The following is a 16,023-nucleotide window of genomic DNA, read 5'->3' on the forward strand; positions in this document are numbered from 1 at the left end:
TGCGCCCGTCAAGAATCCGGGTCAAGGGGTTCGGCCCTGCTTTCGCCGGTGGGCCAGGCCCCGCCGATCCGCGCCGGCCGGGGAGTCCACTGTGGACGCAGGCGTCTTCGTGCCGCCGGACGGAGCATTGCGGAAGGCCACCGTGTTCGGCGTGAAAACTACCTAGGCCGTTCGCCCGCGAATCCCACACGCCCGGCCGAAGCGTTTCGACGTCCACATCTGAAACGCTTTTCGGTACGGGGGCTCCGCCACTGGAGGGATATTCGATGGCCGTCGCACACGAACTACCGGTTCACCCGCAAGCGAGCTTCTTCGGCGCGGGACCCTATCCCGCGCGCCGTACCGCGATCGCCGTCGTCGCGGTTCTCGCCGGCTTCGTGCTGACCGCGATCTGGTCGGCGCCCTTCGTCGACTCCGTGATCGGTGACAGCGTCGCGAACGGGCTCCTCGGCTACGACGCGAAGGCCACCCCGATCAGCGGGGTCCTCGCCGGGACGCTGTTCGCGTTCGTCTCCGGGCTCGCGGGTTCGTTCACCGCGTGCAACATCGCCGCCTTCGGGGCGGTCGCGCCGCTGGTCGGCGGCCAGGCCGGCGAAAAACGGCGGTTCGCCACCACGCTCAAGCCGCTCGGCTGGATCGCCGCGGGCATGCTCACCGTGTCGGTGGTCTACGGCGTGATCGTCGCGCTCGTCGGCACCCGGATGCCGCAGTTCTCCACCGCGAAGACCACCGGGCTGTCCCCGCGCAGCGTCCAGTCGATGGTCGCCTTCGGCGTCGTCGGCCTGGTCTTCCTGGTGATGGGCCTGATCGCGCTCGGCATCCTCCGCAACCCGTTCGCCGGGTTCGTCCGCCGCCACCCGGCCGCGCCGCTGGTCCTGATGGGCGCGCTCATCGGCGGGTTCCTCATCGGACGGCCGTACCCGCTCTTCCGGATCATGTTCCGCAGCGCCGCGGAGCAGCACAACGTCCTGTACGGCGCCGCCGCGTTCGCGCTCCAGTCGGTCGGCAACATCGTCGTCATGGCGGTGCTGTTCCTCGTCCTGACGCACGCCACGGGCGGGCGCGTGCAGCGCTGGCTGGCCGCGAAGCCGGCCCGGATCGCGACCGTGACCGGCGCGGCGCTGCTCGTCGGCGGCACCTTCACGCTGCTCTACTGGGACGTCCGCGTGCTCGGCAGGCTCGGGATCATCTGGTTCCCGACGGTCAGCTGGTAGCCCGGCCGAGCCAGCGGTAGTCGGGCGTGGGGTCGAGCTGGACGCCGTTCGCGACGGCGGCCAGCACGGCTTCCGGCTGCGCGCCCGACACCGTCAGCCAGCGTCCGGACGGCAGCCGGACCGCGACCGTCGCGTCCTTGCCGTCCGCCGGGGGCAGGAAGAACCCCTGGCCGCCCCGCACCGTGACGGGCGCGGCGCCGTTCACGGCGGGGGAGCTCGCGCCGACGGCGGCCCGGACCGGCGGCCCGCCCGGGGCCGAAGCCGTCAGTTCGGTCGAGCCGTCGTCCGGGCTCGTGCCCCGGACCGCGGCCGAACGTTCGGCCAGTCCCGCCGGGAGCGGGCCGAACCGCAGCTCGCCGCGGACGCCGACCGGCTCGGCGGTGACGGACTCGGCGACGCGCAGCGCCACCGCGCGGGCGTCCGGGACGCCGGAGACGTGGGCGGTCAGCACGTGCGTTTCGTCGGCGAGCCAGGTCAGGAGCGCGGCCGACCCGGTGTCGCCGGTGACCATGGCGACCCGGCCGCGCACCAGGATCTGGTCCCCGAGCGACGCGATTTTCAGCGCGGTCTGCGACCACGCGGGGTCGACGGGCGAGTACGCCGACAGCGTGATCTCCGCCGGCCCGGCGAACCACCGCCGGACCTGCGGCGCGGTGCCGGGGCCGCCCTCGCGGTACTGCTCGGTGAAGTCGTCGGGCAGCCAGCCGGGGCTGTAGCCGAGCACCGGGCGGCTCGCGGCGGGCACCAGGTCGGGCGTGGCGAGCAGCTGCGTGCCGGTGACGACGCCGACGACCAGCGCGACCACCGCGGCGGCGACCAGGGCCAGCCGGGTCGCCGGCCGCCGTTTCCGCCCGGCGCGGGCGAGCGCGTCGCGCACCGCGTGACCGTCCGGCGCGCGGGCGGCGAGGCGGTCCAGGCTCTCCCGGATCAGCGTCTCGGTCTCGTGCTCGCTGCGGGTCATTCGGGGGCTCCGGTGGTCAGGACCGTGGGGTGCGGGGCCTGGCGCAGGGTGGCCAGGGCGCGGGAGATCTGGCTGCGCACGGTGGACACGCCGCAGCGCAGGACCGCGGCGATCTCGGCGTCGGAGTAGCTCTCGTAGTAGCGCAGCACGATCGCCGCGCGCTGCTTGCGGGGCAGCGTGGCCAGGAGGCCGAGCATCGCGTCGCGCTCGTCGTAGGCGGTGGCCGGGTCGGCCGACGGCGGGCTCAGCGCGTCCAGGACGTCGTGGCTGCTCGGCACCATGCGCCGCACGGCCCGCCGCCGCCACGACAGGTACTCGTTGGTGACCATCCGCCGCACGTAGGTCGGCGGGGCGGCGATGGCGTCCCAGCGCTGCTGGGCGCGCAGGAGCACGTCCTGGACGATGTCCTGCGCGAGGTGCGGATCGTTCGTCAGGACGGTGGCGTAGCGGAGCAGCCCGTCCAGCCGCTCCGCCACGAAATCTTCGAAACCCACGCACGTCCCTTCCGTCACCCACCCCATGGACGCGCGAGGGGGCCGGACCGCTGCACGCGGATCGGAAATTTTCAGCGCGGGATGACGTCCTCGAGCCGGACGAACGCGAAACCCGTGGTCGGGAGGTCGCCGGCGGCCGGGCGGCGCTCGCCGTCGTGGACGACCAGGAGGCCGTGCGGGAAGCGGCGGCCCAGCGACGCCGTGGTGATCGCCGAGCCGTCGGAGTGCTCGACCGAGTCCGTGCCGCGGCCCGCGACGATCCGCAGGTCACGCGTGCGGTGGCCGTACACGACGAAGCGCGAGTCGCCCTGGCTGGACGCGAACAGCGTGCCGTCCGCCAGCGCCAGGCCCTCGGCGTCCGCGGTGAGCCACCGGCCGCCGAAACCCGGGTCGGCGCCGTCCGGCACGCACTCCCCGGTGGCGGGATCCCAGCGCTGCGGGACGCCGTAGGACCGCACGCGGTCGATCAGCTCGGGCCGCCCGAAGCCGCCCGGCGTGAGCGGGATCCGCCAGATCCCGACGTCCTCCTGGGCGGTGTAGAGCACCCGGCCGTCGAGCACCGAGCCTTCCAGCTGCGGTCCTTCGCCGGGTTTCTCGCACGGTGCCCAGGTCTTGCCGTCCGGCAGCCGGAAGGACGCGGGCAAGTCCACGGTGGCGACCGGTGCCGTGCCGACCGTGCCGCCGGGCCGGTCCACCAGCCGCAGCAGCGCCACCCGCGTCTCGTGCCGCCGGGTCACCGCCACCCACCGGACGCCGGTGCGCGGGTCGCGGCCCGCCGCGAGGCCGTACGCCGTCCGCTGACTGTCCACTTCGGACTCCGAAGACCCCGGAGCCGAGAACACCGGCGCCGCGGCCGGGTCGGTGACGTCGGTCAGGACGTGGGCGCCGTCGGGGTCGATCCGGTAGACCCGGATCCGGTCGCGGCCGCGGTCACTGACGACGGCCAGGTCACCGACGACGTCGACGTTGTTGAACCGCCCCTTCGGCCCGGCGGGGACCAGCTGCAGGGTGTGCCCGTCCAGGTCGAACGCGGCGAGCCCGCCCTCCTTGAGCGTGCCGATGACGACGCTGCGCCCGGGGTCGCGCGGGTGGACCCAGATGGCCGGGTCGTCGGCGTCGGCGTTCGCCGGGGACGCACCGGCGTCGTCGACGAACGCCTGCGTCTGGGCCACCGGCGACGGATCGCAGGGCGCGGCGGAAGCGGGGACGGCGGCCAGCACGGAGACGGCGGCCACGGCCACCGGGAGGAGTCTGCGCACGGGCGCAAACTAGACGAATCGGGTGGCCGGGGAGTGAACGCGCCGTGATGAGCAGGCTCAGGCAGGCGGCGGCGCGAGGTAGTACTGCGCCACCGGGGCGAGCATCTCCACGATCTCGTCGTCGGAGGCCTGGACCAGCGGAGGCAGCTTGATCACGTACCGCAGCAGCGCCACCCCGATCATCTGCGCCGCGATCCCGGTGACCCGGACCCGCGGGACGTCCAGCGCCCGGGCGACCTCGGCTAGCACCGTGCGCTCGATGAACTGGCGCATCATCAGCGCGACCTGCTCGTTCGTCGCCGCGGCGCGCAGCATCGCGATGAAGGGCGTGCGTCCCTCCGGTGCCGCCCAGACCGCCAGGAACGCCCGCACCAGGCGTTCGCCCAGCGATTCTCTCGGGCCCGCCAGGATCGACGCCACCAGGGACGCCGGGTTCACCGGCAGGTTCATCGCCGCCGCGAACAGCTCCTGCTTGCCGCCGAAGAAGTGGTGCAGCAGGGCCGCGTTCACGCCCGCGTCGGCGGCGATCCCGCGGACCGTCGCGCCGTCGTACCCCAGCTCGGCGAACCGGTGCCGCGCCGCGTCGAGGATCTTCTCGCGCGTCTCGGTCTGCCCAGGCCGCCGTCCCGCCCGTGCCATTGCCCGAGCTTAGAGCTCCCTTGACTACGCTGGTGACCATGTCTGTCGCGGTGCGGGTGATCCCCTGTCTCGACGTCGACGCGGGCCGGGTCGTGAAGGGTGTCAACTTCGCCGGCCTCCGCGACGCCGGCGACCCGGTCGAGCTGGCCCGGCGTTACGACGCCGAGGGGGCCGACGAGCTGACGTTCCTCGACGTCACGGCGTCCTCAGGCGACCGCGAAACCACCTACGACGTGGTCCGCCGCACCGCCGAGCAGGTCTTCATCCCGCTCACCGTCGGCGGCGGCGTCCGCAGCAACGACGACGTCAACCGGCTCCTGCGCACCGGGGCGGACAAGGTGAGCATCAACACCGCCGCCATCGCGCGGCCCGGATTCCTCAGCGAAGCATCGAGAAGGTTCGGTGCCCAGTGCATCGTGCTGTCGGTCGACGCGCGCCGCGTGCCCGAGGGCGGCGAGCCGACGGCGTCCGGGTTCGAGGTCACCACCCACGGCGGCCGCCGCGGCACCGGCATCGACGCCGTCGAGTGGGCCGCGCGCGGCGAGGAGCTGGGCGTCGGCGAGATCCTGCTGAACTCCATGGACGCCGACGGCACGAAGAACGGCTTCGACCTGGAGCTCATCGGGTTGGTGCGCAAGGCCGTGCGGGTCCCGGTGATCGCCAGCGGCGGAGCGGGCGCGGTCGAGCACTTCCTGCCCGCGGTCCGGACCGGCGCGGACGCGGTGCTCGCGGCCAGCGTGTTCCACTTCGGACAGCTGAAGATCGGCGACGTCAAGACCGCGCTGCGCGACGGCGGGGTCGAGGTCCGATGAGGTCCTGGCAGGCACCCGTCGAGGTGAAGGTCGTCGCCGCCCTGCTGGTCGGGCTGCCGGTCGCGTGGGCGCTGCTCGACTTGATCCCGGTGCTGAGCGCCGGTTCCGGCCTGGCGATCTTCCGGATGCCGGCGCTCGCGCTGATCCTCGGCGCCGTCGTGACGACCGGGCTCGCGCTGAAGCTCGGCAGCGCGCGCATCGGCGGTCTGGTCGTCGTCGTGGTGTTCGCGCTGCTGCACATGTTCCTGCTGCTCGCCGCGGCACTGTGGTGGAACAAGCTGTTCTCCGGCCTGTCCTTCGCGGGCTACGGCTACGCGTTCGTCCTGCTGAACTCGATGCCGCTCAAGCGGCACATCCTGGGAGCGCAAGCATGAGCCTCGACCCGGCCGTCTCGGCGCGCCTCAAGCGCAACGCCGACGGCCTGATCGCCGCGGTCGTCGTCGAGCACGCCACTTCGGACGTGCTGATGATGGCCTGGATGAACGACGACGCGCTCTCCGCCACCCTGGCCACCCGCCGCGGCACGTACTGGTCCCGCAGCCGGCAGAAGCTGTGGGTCAAGGGTGAGACGTCCGGGCACTACCAGCACGTTCGCGAGGTGCGGATCGATTGCGACGGGGATACAGTCCTGCTGCGCGTCGATCAGACCGGCCCGGCTTGTCACACCGGCACGCACACCTGTTTCGACACCGAGGAGCGCCTGCTCCTGGCCGATGAGAAAGAGCACGCGTGACCATCGTCGCCGACATCCTGGTCGGGCTCGTCGCCCTGATCCACCTCTACATCGTCGTCCTGGAGATGTTCCTGTGGACGACCCCGCGCGCCCGTGCCGGCTTCGGCACGACGAAGGAGTTCGCGGAGGAGACCAAGACGCTCGCCGCGAACCAGGGGCTGTACAACGGCTTCCTCGCGCTCGCGCTGGTGTGGGGCCTCATCGCGAGTGACCCGACCGGGTTCCAGCTGAAGCTGTACGGGATCGTGTGCGTGATCGTCGCGGGCCTGTACGGCGCCGCGACGGCCAGCAAGCGGATCCTGTTCGTCCAGGTGGTTCCCGGCGCGCTGGCGCTGATCGCGCTGCTGCTCGCGCGCTGACCGCGTTCCCCTCCGGCGGCCGTTGCCCTAGGCTCGGCCGATGAACCTGGGGGCAGGCGACCTGCGCGAGTACTGGGAGCTGCAGCGGTTCCGGCGCCGCCGGACGGGGTGGCTCGTCGTCAGCGGCTTCTTCTGGTTCGTTTGCGCGTTCTTCGTCACGGGCACCACGTGGTCGCTGCTCTCGCCGGACTACGTGGTGGCCGACGGCGAGCTGCTGCTCGACTTCGCCTACATCGGTGTGCCACTGGCGATCGCGGCCTTGACCACGCGGCGCGTCCGTGCCGCGGGTGCCGCGATCGGCAGGCTGAAGGCGAAGACACCGCTGTGGCTGCCGTCCACACCGGACGTTCCGGGTGACACGGCGGTCCTGCGGACGGCCGGCCGCCGCGCGTGGGCGATCTGCGCGATCTGCGCGGTGCTGGCGCCGCTCGGGGTGATGTCGTTCCACGCGGAGAACACCGCGGCGGACGAGCTCCTGGCGCACGGAACGCGGGTGCCCGGAGTCGTGGTGAGCGTCCGGCAGCACGCCAAGGGCGGCGTGTCGATGGTGGTGCGCTTCGCCGCCGGCGGCACCGATCGCACGGCCGGGATCGACCGCGGCTCCGACCGGGACTACCGGCCGGGCGACCTCGTCACCGTCGTCTACGACCCGGCCGACCCCGACCGGGTCCGGACCACCGAGGAAGCCAACCACGACCAGTTCGGTTACTTCCTCGGTCTCGTCCTGCTGCTGGCGTCGGCCGTGGGGACTGCCCGCTTCGCCGTCGTGGCCCGTGGCTGGCAGCGGCGGTACCGCGCGGTGGCGGAGACGGGCTGGCACCCGGGAACGGTGGACGGCTTCTGGGCGCTGCGGCAGCTGACCGCGCGCTTCGAAGACGGCAGCCGGCTCGGACTCCGTGGCGTGCTGTCGTGGCGGACGTACTCGCTGCGGAACGAGTTCGACGACGTGCCGGTCCTGGTCGGTGGCACGGGCCTGGACATGGTGGTCCTTGTGAGCCGGGACGGGCGCTCGCACGCGGTGCCGGTCCAGCCCCGCGGACCCCGGACGGTCCGGCGATAGGCCGTTACGCTCGGGGCATGGGGGACTGGTTGCCACCGAGGGAGCCGGACGAGCCGCAGTGGGCGGCCCGCGGCACGGCCATGCTGGACACGAGCCTCCGGTGGCTGGTGTTCTCCACTGTCCTCGGGGTGCTGGTCGCCGCGGTCCTGCTGTTCTCCGGGCTCGTCCTGCCCATGATCGCGGTCCTGACCGTCACCGGTGTCCCCGGTTACTGGACTTTCGCCCGCGCCAGGCAGGCGGACGCCGCCCGCCGGACCGGCTGGCGCACGGCGACGGTGACGATCACCACGACAAGTAGGACACGACTGCCGCGCAGCGTCGCCGTGCGGTTCGCCGACGGCAGCCGCATCGATCTCCGGCCATGGGAGGCCGGGAGTGCCGTGCGGGCTCTCGGGGAACTGCCCGGGCTGCCTGCTCTCGTCGCGGGGTCCGGGCCCGCGATGACGGTGCTCATCCCGCCCAAGCCGCCCCTGCGCGAGAAGCCGGTGGTGTTCGGGGTGCGCGCCGAGACCTACCGGTGGCTGCCGAAGCCCTGACCGAGCCGGACCCCCACCGGGGTGGTTCAGCCGATTTCGCCGCTGATGTAGCGCTGCAGGGTCGGCGCCACCGCCACCACCAGCGTCTCGACCTCCGCCGTGGTCATCGGCCCGAACTTCGCGACGTAGCGGATCATGCCCATGCCCACGAGCTGGGAGGCGCAGAGCGTCATGCGCAGCGGGATCCGGTCGGAGCCGACCGACGTGATCAGTCCCGTGAAGAACTTCTGGAAGAAGTCGCGCAGCACCTGCCCGGCCTGCTCGTGGCCGGTGATGCTGCGGACGAGGGCCTGGAAGACATCGCCGCCGGCGCCGTCCCAGCGGGTGAGGAAGGTGCGGACGATCCGTTCGCCCAGCTCGTCGTCGGGGCCGTCGCGCAGGGCCGACTGCAGTTCCAGCGGATCGAACGGCAGCTGGAGCACGGCCTTCGCGAACAGGCCCTCCTTGCCGCCGAACCAGTGGTTGACCATCGCCGCGTCGACCCCGGCGCGGGTGGCGATGGCACGCACGGTCGCACCGTCGTAGCCGTTTTCGGCGAACACGGCCCGCGCGGCTTCGATCAGCGCGGTGCGGGTGTCCTGCCCGGCGGGCCGCCGCCCCCGGCGGCGGGCAGTAGTCTCGGTGTTGTCCGTGGTGCTCACGGCTCCATCATGACCCACGCGCAGCCTGAATTCAACATTCATTGAATTCAGGCCCGGCGTGGCCGCGATCGGCCGGGGCGGCACAATGAGCCGCATGGTCAGCGCATCCGCCGGTCCGTCCGGCCCCGGCTCGGTCAGCCCGTCCCGTGAGGACTTCCGCGCCCTCGCCGAGAGCCGCCGCGTGATCCCGGTCGTGCGCCGGGTCCTCGCCGACGGCGAGACGCCGATCGGGGTCTACCGCAAGCTCGCCGCCGACCGGCCCGGCACCTTCCTGTTCGAGTCCGCGGAAAACGGCGCGTCCTGGACCCGCTGGTCGTTCATCGGCGTCCGCAGCCCGGCCGCGCTCACCGTCCGTGACGGCCGAGCGGTCTGGACCGGCACCCCGCCGGTCGGCCTGCCGAGCGAGGGAAACCCCCTGGAAGTGCTGCGTGAAACGATCGAAGCGTTGCACACCGAGCCGCTGCCCGGATTGCCGCCGCTGACCGGCGGCATGGTCGGCTACATCGGCTACGACGCCGTGCGCTGGCTGGAAAAGCTGCCCGAGCTGGCCGAGCGCGACCTCGACATCCCCGAGCTGACCATGCTCCTGGCCACCGACCTGGCGGCGTTCGACCACCACGAAGGCACGGTCACGCTCATCGCGAACGCCGTCAACTGGGACGACTCGTCCGAGCGCGTGGACGCGGCCTACGACGACGCCGTCGCCCGCCTGAGCGCGATGACCGAGCAGCTGCAGGTGCCCGCGCCCGCGACCGTCGCCGCGTTCGACCGGCCCGCGCCCGAGTTCGTCCGGAAGCGGTCGAAGGAAGACTTCCACGCCGCGGTCGAGAAGGCCGTGGAGGCGATCAAGGCCGGCGAAGCGTTCCAGATCGTGCCGTCGCAACGGTTCGAGATCCCGACCGCGGCCGACGCGATCGACATCTACCGCGTGCTCCGGACGTCCAACCCGAGCCCGTACATGTACCTGCTGCGGCTCGAGGGCTTCGACATCGTCGGCTCCAGCCCCGAGTCCCTGGTCACCGTGCGGGACGGCCGCGCGACCACGCACCCGATCGCGGGCACCCGCTGGCGCGGCGCCGACCCCGAAGAGGACGCCCAGCTGGCCAAGGACCTCCTCGCCGACGACAAGGAGCGAGCCGAGCACCTCATGCTGGTCGACCTCGGCCGCAACGACCTCGGCAAGGTCTGCAAGCCGGGCACCGTGCGCGTCGTCGACTTCTTCCAGATCGAGCGGTACAGCCACGTGATGCACATCGTGTCGACCGTCACCGGTGAGCTGGCCGACGGCAAGACGGCGTTCGACGCGGTCACGGCGTGCTTCCCGGCCGGGACGCTGTCCGGCGCGCCGAAGGTCCGCGCGATGGAGCTGATCGAGGAGCTCGAGCCGGTCCGCCGCGCGCTGTACGGCGGGGTCGTCGGCTACCTCGACTTCGCCGGCGACGCCGACACGGCGATCGCGATCCGCACGGCGCTGGTCAAGGACGGCATCGCGCACGTCCAGGCCGGGGGCGGGGTGGTCGCCGACTCGGTGCCGGACTACGAGGACACCGAGTCGCTGAACAAGGCCAGGACCGTGCTCTCGGCCGTCGCCGCCGCGCAGACGATGGTGGCGGCGGGCGCACTCGACCCGGCCGCGGACAGCGCCCATGTCTGACACGCCGGCCCGCCGTCCACTGTGGATGATCGTGGTCGCCCTGCTGCTGGGCGCCGCGGCCCTGTGGGGAGCGTCACGGCTGACGTGGTTCGCCGAGTTCCGCGACGGCGGCGTGCGGGGGACGGTGCTCTACCGCGAGACCGGCGAGCAGCGGGCGACGGCGCTCGTGCCGCTGGCGCTGCTCGCCCTGGCCGGCGTGGCCGGGCTGGTGGCCACCGGGGGCTGGGCACGGCGCGTGCTCGGCGTCGTGCTGGCGCTGGCCGGGCTCGCCGCCGTCTGGGCCGGAATCGACGGTGTCCGCTTCGGCGGCTACGCCGACGGGCTGCCGGTGACCCAGATGCTGCTCGGGCGCGGCCTGGCCGTGCTCGGGGGAATTCTCGTCGCCGCCGGCGGGTTGGCAGCGGTCAAGACCGCCGGCCGGAGCGCCCGGCTCGGCGCGAAGTACGCCACCCCGGCCACCCGGAAGAAAGTGCGAGATCCGGACGCCGAGCTGTGGGAGGCCTTGTCCGAAGGGGAAGATCCCACGGACCGCCGGGGTGGGCATTCGGAGTAACGCGCACACCCGGAACCGGGCGTCTCGGATGCGGGGGTTAGCATCGTTTCGGCGGGAAGGGGAAGGTTTTTGTGAGCGACCTTGCGAATGAATCCGTGAGCATGTGCCTGGGCGGGGGCGCCCGGTGAGCGTGCTCGAAGACATCGTCGCCGGCGTGCGGGAAGACCTCGCCGTGCGGGAATCCGCGCTGCCGTTCGACCAGCTGAAGATCCGCGCGGCCGCCGCCCCGGCGCCCCGCGACGTGATGTCCGCCCTGCGCGAATCCGGCATCGGCGTGATCGCCGAGGTGAAGCGGCGCAGCCCCTCCAAGGGCGACCTGGCCGACATCCCCGACCCGGCCGCGCTGGCGAAGGACTACGAAGACGGCGGCGCGCGCGTGATCAGCGTGCTGACCGAGCAGCGCCGCTTCGGCGGTTCGCTGGCCGACCTCGACGCCGTGCGCGCGGCCGTGGACACCCCGATCCTGCGCAAGGACTTCATCGTCAGCCCCTACCAGGTGCACGAGGCCCGCCTGCACGGCGCCGACATGGTGCTGCTGATCGTCGCCGCGCTGGAGCAGAACGCGCTCGTCTCGCTGCTCGACCGCGTCGAGTCGCTCGGGATGACCGCGCTGGTGGAGATCCACAACGCCGAGGAGGCCGACAAGGCCCTCGAGGCGGGCGCCAAGGTCATCGGCGTCAACGCGCGCAACCTGCACACCCTCGAGGTGGACCGCGACGTCTTCTCGCGGCTGGCCCCCGGCCTGCCGATGGACGTCTACAAGGTCGCCGAGTCCGGCGTCCGCGGCCCGGGCGACCTGATGTCCTACGCCGGTCACGGCGCCGACGCGGTGCTGGTCGGCGAGGGGCTCGTCGCGTCCGGCGACCCGAAGGGTGCCCTGATCAAGCTGGTCACGGCCGGTTCCCACCCCGCGTGCCCGAGGCCGTCACGGTGACGGAAGAGCATGGCAAGCACGATCCGGACGAGCGCGGCTACTACGGCCCGTACGGCGGCCGGTTCATGCCGGAGGCGCTGATCGGCGTCGTCGACGAGGTCGCCACCGAGTACGACAAGGCCCGGCACGACCCGGAGTTCCTGAACGAGTTCAACCGCCTGCTGAAGGACTACGCGGGTCGGCCGTCGCTGCTCACCGAGGCCAAGCGCTTCGGTGAGCACGCCGGCGGCGCTCGGGTGTTCCTCAAGCGCGAGGACCTGAACCACACCGGCTCTCACAAGATCAACAACGTGCTGGGCCAGGCGCTGCTCACCAAGCGGATGGGCAAGAAGCGCGTCATCGCCGAGACCGGCGCGGGCCAGCACGGCGTCGCGACGGCCACCGCGTGCGCGCTGCTCGACCTCGACTGCGTCGTCTACATGGGCGAGGTCGACACCGAGCGCCAGTCGCTGAACGTGGCTCGCATGAAGCTGCTCGGCGCCGAGGTGATCCCGGTCAAGACCGGCTCGCGGACGCTGAAGGACGCGATCAACGAGGCGCTGCGCGACTGGGTCACCAACGCCGACACGACGCACTACCTCTTCGGCACGGCCGCCGGGCCCGCGCCGTTCCCGACCATGGTGCGCAACTTCCACCACGTCATCGGCACCGAGGCCCGCGAGCAGATCCTGGAGCAGGCCGGGCGCCTGCCCGACGTCGTCGCGGCGTGCGTCGGCGGCGGGTCGAACGCGATCGGCATCTTCTCCGGGTTCTACGACGACCCGTCCGTGCGGCTGGTCGGCCTGGAGCCGGGCGGCGAGGGCATCGAGGGCAACCGCCACGGCGCGACCCTGACCAAGGGCACCCCGGGCAACCTGCACGGCGCGATGACGTACCTGCTGCAGGACGAGGACGGCCAGACGGTCGAGTCCCACTCGATCTCGGCCGGGCTCGACTACCCGGGCGTCGGCCCGGAGCACGCGTGGCTGAAGGACACCGGCCGCGCCGAGTACCGCCCGATCACCGACGCCCAGGCGATGGACGCGTTCAAGCTGCTGTCCCGCACCGAGGGCATCATCCCGGCGATCGAGTCGGCGCACGCGCTGGCCGGCGCGCTGGACCTGGGCCGCGAGCTGGGCCCGGAGGGGTTGATCGTGGTCAACCTGTCGGGTCGCGGCGACAAGGACATGGACACGGCGGCCAAGTGGTTCGGACTGGTGAACGAATGAGCGGGCTGGACGACCTCTTCGCCGCGACGCGGGCCGAGGGGCGCGGCGCGCTGATCGGCTACCTCCCGGCGGGCTTCCCGACGGTCGACGGATCGAAGGACCTGATCGCGGCGTGCGTCGACGGCGGCGCGGACCTGATCGAGGTCGGCGTCCCGTACTCCGACCCGGTGATGGACGGCCCGACGATCCAGGCCGCCTCGGTGACCGCACTGGACAACGGGTTCCGGCTGAAGCACCTGTTCGAGGTGGTCGAGTCGGTGGTGGCACGCGGCGGCCGCGCGGTGGTGATGACGTACTGGAACCCGGTGAACCGCTACGGCGTGGACCGCTTCGCCCGCGACCTCGCTTCGGCTGGCGGCCTCGGCTTGATCACGCCGGACCTGATCCCGGACGAGGCCGGCGCGTGGATGGCGGCCTCCGACGAGCATGGCTTGGACCGGATCTTCCTGGTGGCGCCGTCGTCGTCGGAGGAGCGGATCGCCCGGACGGTTTCGGCGGCATCGGGCTTCGTGTACGCGACCGCGGTGATGGGCGTGACAGGCGCCCGCGATCAGGTCGGCGCGGGCGCGGAGGAACTGGTCCGCCGCACGCGAGCCCACACGTCGTTGCCGATCGGCGTCGGCCTGGGCGTCCGCTCGGGCGACCAGGCGGCCCAGGTGGCGTCCTTCGCGGACGCGGTGATCGTGGGCTCGGCCCTCGTGACGGCGGCCGCCGAAGGTGCGGAAGGCGTCCGCCGCCTGTCGGCGGAGCTGGCTGACGGCGTGCGCAGGGCTGTCACCCCCGCCTGAACTTTCCCAAGTCCGTGAATGGCACATTGAGGGACTCTAAGTCCCTCAATGTGCCATTCACGGCTTTTCGGGCTCGCAACGGCGGTAGCGCGTCGCTCTGAAAGCGTTTGTACGAAACCTGTACGCGCTACCGGCACAGTCCGGGCCATGGACTTCGACCTTGGACACCTCCCGCGCCGGACCTTCCTCCGCGGCGCCGCGGGCCTCGCCGTCGCCGGAGCCGCCGGGCTTGTGCTCCCCGGTGCGGCACAAGCCGCCACCGAGCCGCGGATCTACAACTGCGACGAGTGGGGTGCGCGGCCGCCCGCCGACGCGCTCACCACGCTCGACCACCCCGCCAACCGGATCCTCATCCACCACATCGCCAGCGCCAACACCACCGACTACTCGCTGGCCCAGGCCTTCCAGATCGCCCGCGACACCCAGCACGACCACATCGACAACAACGGCTGGTCCGACACCGGCCAGCACTTCACCGTCAGCCGCGGCGGCTACCGCATGGAAGGCCGCCACGGCAGCCTCAGCACCGTGCGCGGCCGCACCACCATGATCCAGGGCGCGCACTGCCCGGGCCAGAACACCAACGCCATCGGCATCGAGAACGAAGGCCTCTACACCAGCGTCGAGCCGCCCCAGTCGCAGTGGGCGTCGCTCGTCCTCCTGAGCGCCTACATCTGCCGCCAGTACGGCATCCCGGTCGCGGAGATCAAGGGCCACCGCGACTACTACAACACCGAATGCCCCGGTGACCGCCTCTACGCGAAGCTCCCGCAGCTGCGCACCGAGGTCGCCCAGGCTCTCCGGTCAATGTAGGTACCGCATCACGGCGCACAGTTCCGAAGGCGGCAGGGCACCGAGCCGGTCGATCTCGCCACGGCGGACGTCCATCAGCGTGGTGGCCAGCTCGGGCCCGAAAGCCGCGGTCAACGCCGAGTCCGCTTCGAACGCCGTCACCGCTTCGGCCAGTGTCGCCGGCAGCCGCGACGCCGAGGGGAGCGTGCCCGGGTCGACGTCCACCGGTTCCGGCAGGCTCGCCCCGGAATCCAGGCCGGCCAGGCCCGCGACCAGCAGCGCCGCCACCACCAGGTACGGGTTCGCGGTCAGGTCGAAGCACTTGACCTCGAAGTTCGCCGCCCGGTCGCGCTGCCCGGCCGGGCCCTGCACGAGCCGCAGCGGGGCCTCGCGGTTTTCGAGGCCCCAGGCGTGGAACACCCCGGCCCAGTGGTGCGGTTCGAGCCGCAGGTAGCTGACCACCGAAGGCGCGCCGATCGCCAGCAGCGCCGGCAGCCGGGAGAAGATCCCGGCGCCGAACGCTTCGGCCGTCTCCGTGAGCCCGAACCGGCCGCCGCCGCCCGCGCACAGGTTGCGGTCGCCGTCCCAGAGGCTCAGGTGGACGTGACCGCCGTTGCCGACGCCGTCCGGCGCGAACTTCGGCGTGAACGACGCGCGCAACCCGTGCCGCCCGCTGACCGTCCGGATCGTCTCCCGCGTCAGCACCGCGACGTCGGCCGCACGCACCGGATCGCCGGCCGCCACGGACAGCTCGAACTGCCCGGACGCGTATTCGGGGTGGATCTGTTCCACCGCGACGCCCTGCGCGGCCAGCGCGGACACCAGGGCACGCAGGTAGGCCGCCTGCGACGAAAGCCGCGCGTAGCCGTAGGCCGGGCCCGGCGCCGCCGAACGCGGGTCGTCGGGCGCGTCCGCCGCCGTGATCACCCACTCGATCTCGAACGCCGTCCGGACGTTGTAGCCGCGAGCCGCGAGCCGGGCCGTCGCTCTCGCCGCCAGCGCCCGCGCGTCCTGCGGGTGCGGCTCGCCTTCCTGGTCGTACCGCCACACCGGCGCCCACGCCCAGCCCGGCTGCGCGGCCAGCGGCACGAGCGCGTCGAGGTCCGGGTGCAGCCGCAGGTCGCCGACCGGGCCGCGGGAATGCGTGCCGCCGACGATGTCGTCGGTGGCCAGGAAGAAGTCGAACGAGTTCGACGCGCCGACACCCCACGCCGCCGCCGACCACAGCCGGTCCACCGGCACCGCCTTCACCCGCGCGATGCCGCTGTTGTCCACGAAGGTCAACGCGACGAGCTCGACGCCGGCGGCGCGCAGGCCGTCCGCCCTGATAGCACCTTGTTGTGCTAGCTCTGCCCGATCGAGCTGGCTCATCCCGCCCCCATCGAT

At 72.3% G+C, this 16,023-nt stretch carries 19 protein-coding genes; 13 read left to right on the plus strand and 6 right to left on the minus strand.

The window, feature by feature from the left end; translation table 11 throughout:
* Nucleotides 1-266: 266 nt before the first annotated feature.
* Nucleotides 267-1,214: a hypothetical protein gene (locus tag A3CE_RS0134965; RefSeq protein WP_020644752.1), complete on the plus strand. Its 948-nt coding sequence runs from the start codon at nt 267-269 to the stop codon at nt 1,212-1,214.
* On the opposite strand, the gene A3CE_RS0134970 is transcribed toward A3CE_RS0134965, so the two are convergent.
* From A3CE_RS0134970 to A3CE_RS0134985, 4 genes are all read right to left on the minus strand, one after another.
* Nucleotides 1,204-2,175 carry a hypothetical protein gene (locus A3CE_RS0134970; protein WP_020644753.1) on the minus strand — a complete coding sequence of 324 codons (972 nt, stop codon included), beginning with the start codon at nt 2,173-2,175 and terminating at the stop codon, nt 1,204-1,206. The two genes, A3CE_RS0134965 and A3CE_RS0134970, sit on opposite strands and share 11 nt — an antisense overlap.
* Nucleotides 2,172-2,669, minus strand: a complete 498-nt coding sequence (locus A3CE_RS0134975) for an RNA polymerase sigma factor (RefSeq protein WP_020644754.1) — start codon at nt 2,667-2,669, stop codon at nt 2,172-2,174. The genes A3CE_RS0134970 and A3CE_RS0134975 overlap by 4 nt, the downstream gene beginning before the upstream one ends.
* A 71-nt stretch (nt 2,670-2,740) precedes the next feature.
* Nucleotides 2,741-3,910, minus strand: a complete 1,170-nt coding sequence (locus tag A3CE_RS0134980) for a phytase (RefSeq protein WP_020644755.1) — start codon at nt 3,908-3,910, stop codon at nt 2,741-2,743.
* A gap of 75 nt (nt 3,911-3,985) precedes the next feature.
* Entirely contained in the window at nt 3,986-4,567 is a 582-nt protein-coding gene (locus A3CE_RS0134985) for a TetR/AcrR family transcriptional regulator (protein WP_020644756.1), read from the minus strand.
* 38 nt (nt 4,568-4,605) lie between these two features.
* On the opposite strand from A3CE_RS0134985, the gene hisF reads away from it, so the two are divergent.
* The 6 genes from hisF to A3CE_RS0135015 are packed head-to-tail and all read left to right on the plus strand — an operon-like array spanning nt 4,606 to nt 8,067.
* A complete protein-coding gene (hisF, locus tag A3CE_RS0134990; RefSeq protein ID WP_026469155.1) occupies nt 4,606-5,379 on the plus strand; it encodes an imidazole glycerol phosphate synthase subunit HisF in 774 nt (257 codons plus the stop codon).
* Nucleotides 5,376-5,753 carry a hypothetical protein gene (locus A3CE_RS0134995; RefSeq protein ID WP_020644758.1) on the plus strand — a complete coding sequence of 126 codons (378 nt, stop codon included), beginning with the start codon at nt 5,376-5,378 and terminating at the stop codon, nt 5,751-5,753. The genes hisF and A3CE_RS0134995 overlap by 4 nt, the downstream gene beginning before the upstream one ends.
* Nucleotides 5,750-6,112, plus strand: coding sequence for a phosphoribosyl-AMP cyclohydrolase (gene hisI / locus A3CE_RS0135000; protein WP_020644759.1), 363 nt, complete (start codon nt 5,750-5,752; stop codon nt 6,110-6,112). The genes A3CE_RS0134995 and hisI overlap by 4 nt, the downstream gene beginning before the upstream one ends.
* A complete protein-coding gene (locus A3CE_RS0135005) occupies nt 6,109-6,471 on the plus strand; it encodes a DUF1304 domain-containing protein (RefSeq protein ID WP_020644760.1) in 363 nt (120 codons plus the stop codon). The genes hisI and A3CE_RS0135005 overlap by 4 nt, the downstream gene beginning before the upstream one ends.
* Before the next feature lie 40 nt (nt 6,472-6,511).
* Nucleotides 6,512-7,531: a DUF3592 domain-containing protein gene (locus A3CE_RS52110; RefSeq protein WP_020644761.1), complete on the plus strand. Its 1,020-nt coding sequence runs from the start codon at nt 6,512-6,514 to the stop codon at nt 7,529-7,531.
* A gap of 17 nt (nt 7,532-7,548) precedes the next feature.
* Entirely contained in the window at nt 7,549-8,067 is a 519-nt protein-coding gene (locus A3CE_RS0135015; RefSeq protein ID WP_125591465.1) for a hypothetical protein, read from the plus strand.
* 26 nt (nt 8,068-8,093) lie between these two features.
* On the opposite strand, the gene A3CE_RS0135020 is transcribed toward A3CE_RS0135015, so the two are convergent.
* Nucleotides 8,094-8,750, minus strand: coding sequence for a TetR/AcrR family transcriptional regulator (locus A3CE_RS0135020; protein WP_084642159.1), 657 nt, complete (start codon nt 8,748-8,750; stop codon nt 8,094-8,096).
* Nucleotides 8,751-8,802: 52 nt separating this feature from the next.
* Here A3CE_RS0135020 and A3CE_RS0135025 point away from each other — a divergent pair, with 52 nt between their 5' ends.
* From A3CE_RS0135025 to A3CE_RS0135050, 6 genes are all read left to right on the plus strand, one after another.
* A complete protein-coding gene (locus tag A3CE_RS0135025; protein WP_020644764.1) occupies nt 8,803-10,362 on the plus strand; it encodes an anthranilate synthase component I in 1,560 nt (519 codons plus the stop codon).
* Between the two features lie 25 nt (nt 10,363-10,387).
* On the plus strand, nt 10,388-10,915 hold the full coding sequence (locus tag A3CE_RS0135030) for a Trp biosynthesis-associated membrane protein (protein WP_020644765.1): 528 nt from the start codon (nt 10,388-10,390) through the stop codon (nt 10,913-10,915).
* Between the two features lie 124 nt (nt 10,916-11,039).
* Nucleotides 11,040-11,849 carry an indole-3-glycerol phosphate synthase TrpC gene (gene trpC / locus A3CE_RS0135035; RefSeq protein WP_020644766.1) on the plus strand — a complete coding sequence of 270 codons (810 nt, stop codon included), beginning with the start codon at nt 11,040-11,042 and terminating at the stop codon, nt 11,847-11,849.
* Entirely contained in the window at nt 11,846-13,057 is a 1,212-nt protein-coding gene (gene trpB / locus A3CE_RS0135040) for a tryptophan synthase subunit beta (RefSeq protein WP_026469156.1), read from the plus strand. Before trpC ends, trpB begins: the two co-directional genes overlap by 4 nt.
* Nucleotides 13,054-13,845, plus strand: coding sequence for a tryptophan synthase subunit alpha (gene trpA, locus A3CE_RS0135045; protein WP_020644768.1), 792 nt, complete (start codon nt 13,054-13,056; stop codon nt 13,843-13,845). Before trpB ends, trpA begins: the two co-directional genes overlap by 4 nt.
* Before the next feature lie 147 nt (nt 13,846-13,992).
* A complete protein-coding gene (locus A3CE_RS0135050) occupies nt 13,993-14,658 on the plus strand; it encodes a peptidoglycan recognition protein family protein (protein WP_020644769.1) in 666 nt (221 codons plus the stop codon).
* On the opposite strand, the gene A3CE_RS0135055 is transcribed toward A3CE_RS0135050, so the two are convergent.
* Entirely contained in the window at nt 14,650-16,008 is a 1,359-nt protein-coding gene (locus tag A3CE_RS0135055; RefSeq protein ID WP_043791253.1) for a type I glutamate--ammonia ligase, read from the minus strand. The two genes, A3CE_RS0135050 and A3CE_RS0135055, sit on opposite strands and share 9 nt — an antisense overlap.
* Nucleotides 16,009-16,023: the final 15 nt, after the last annotated feature.

The sequence above is a fragment of the Amycolatopsis balhimycina FH 1894 genome (assembly GCF_000384295.1).
Classification (GTDB): domain Bacteria; phylum Actinomycetota; class Actinomycetes; order Mycobacteriales; family Pseudonocardiaceae; genus Amycolatopsis; species Amycolatopsis balhimycina.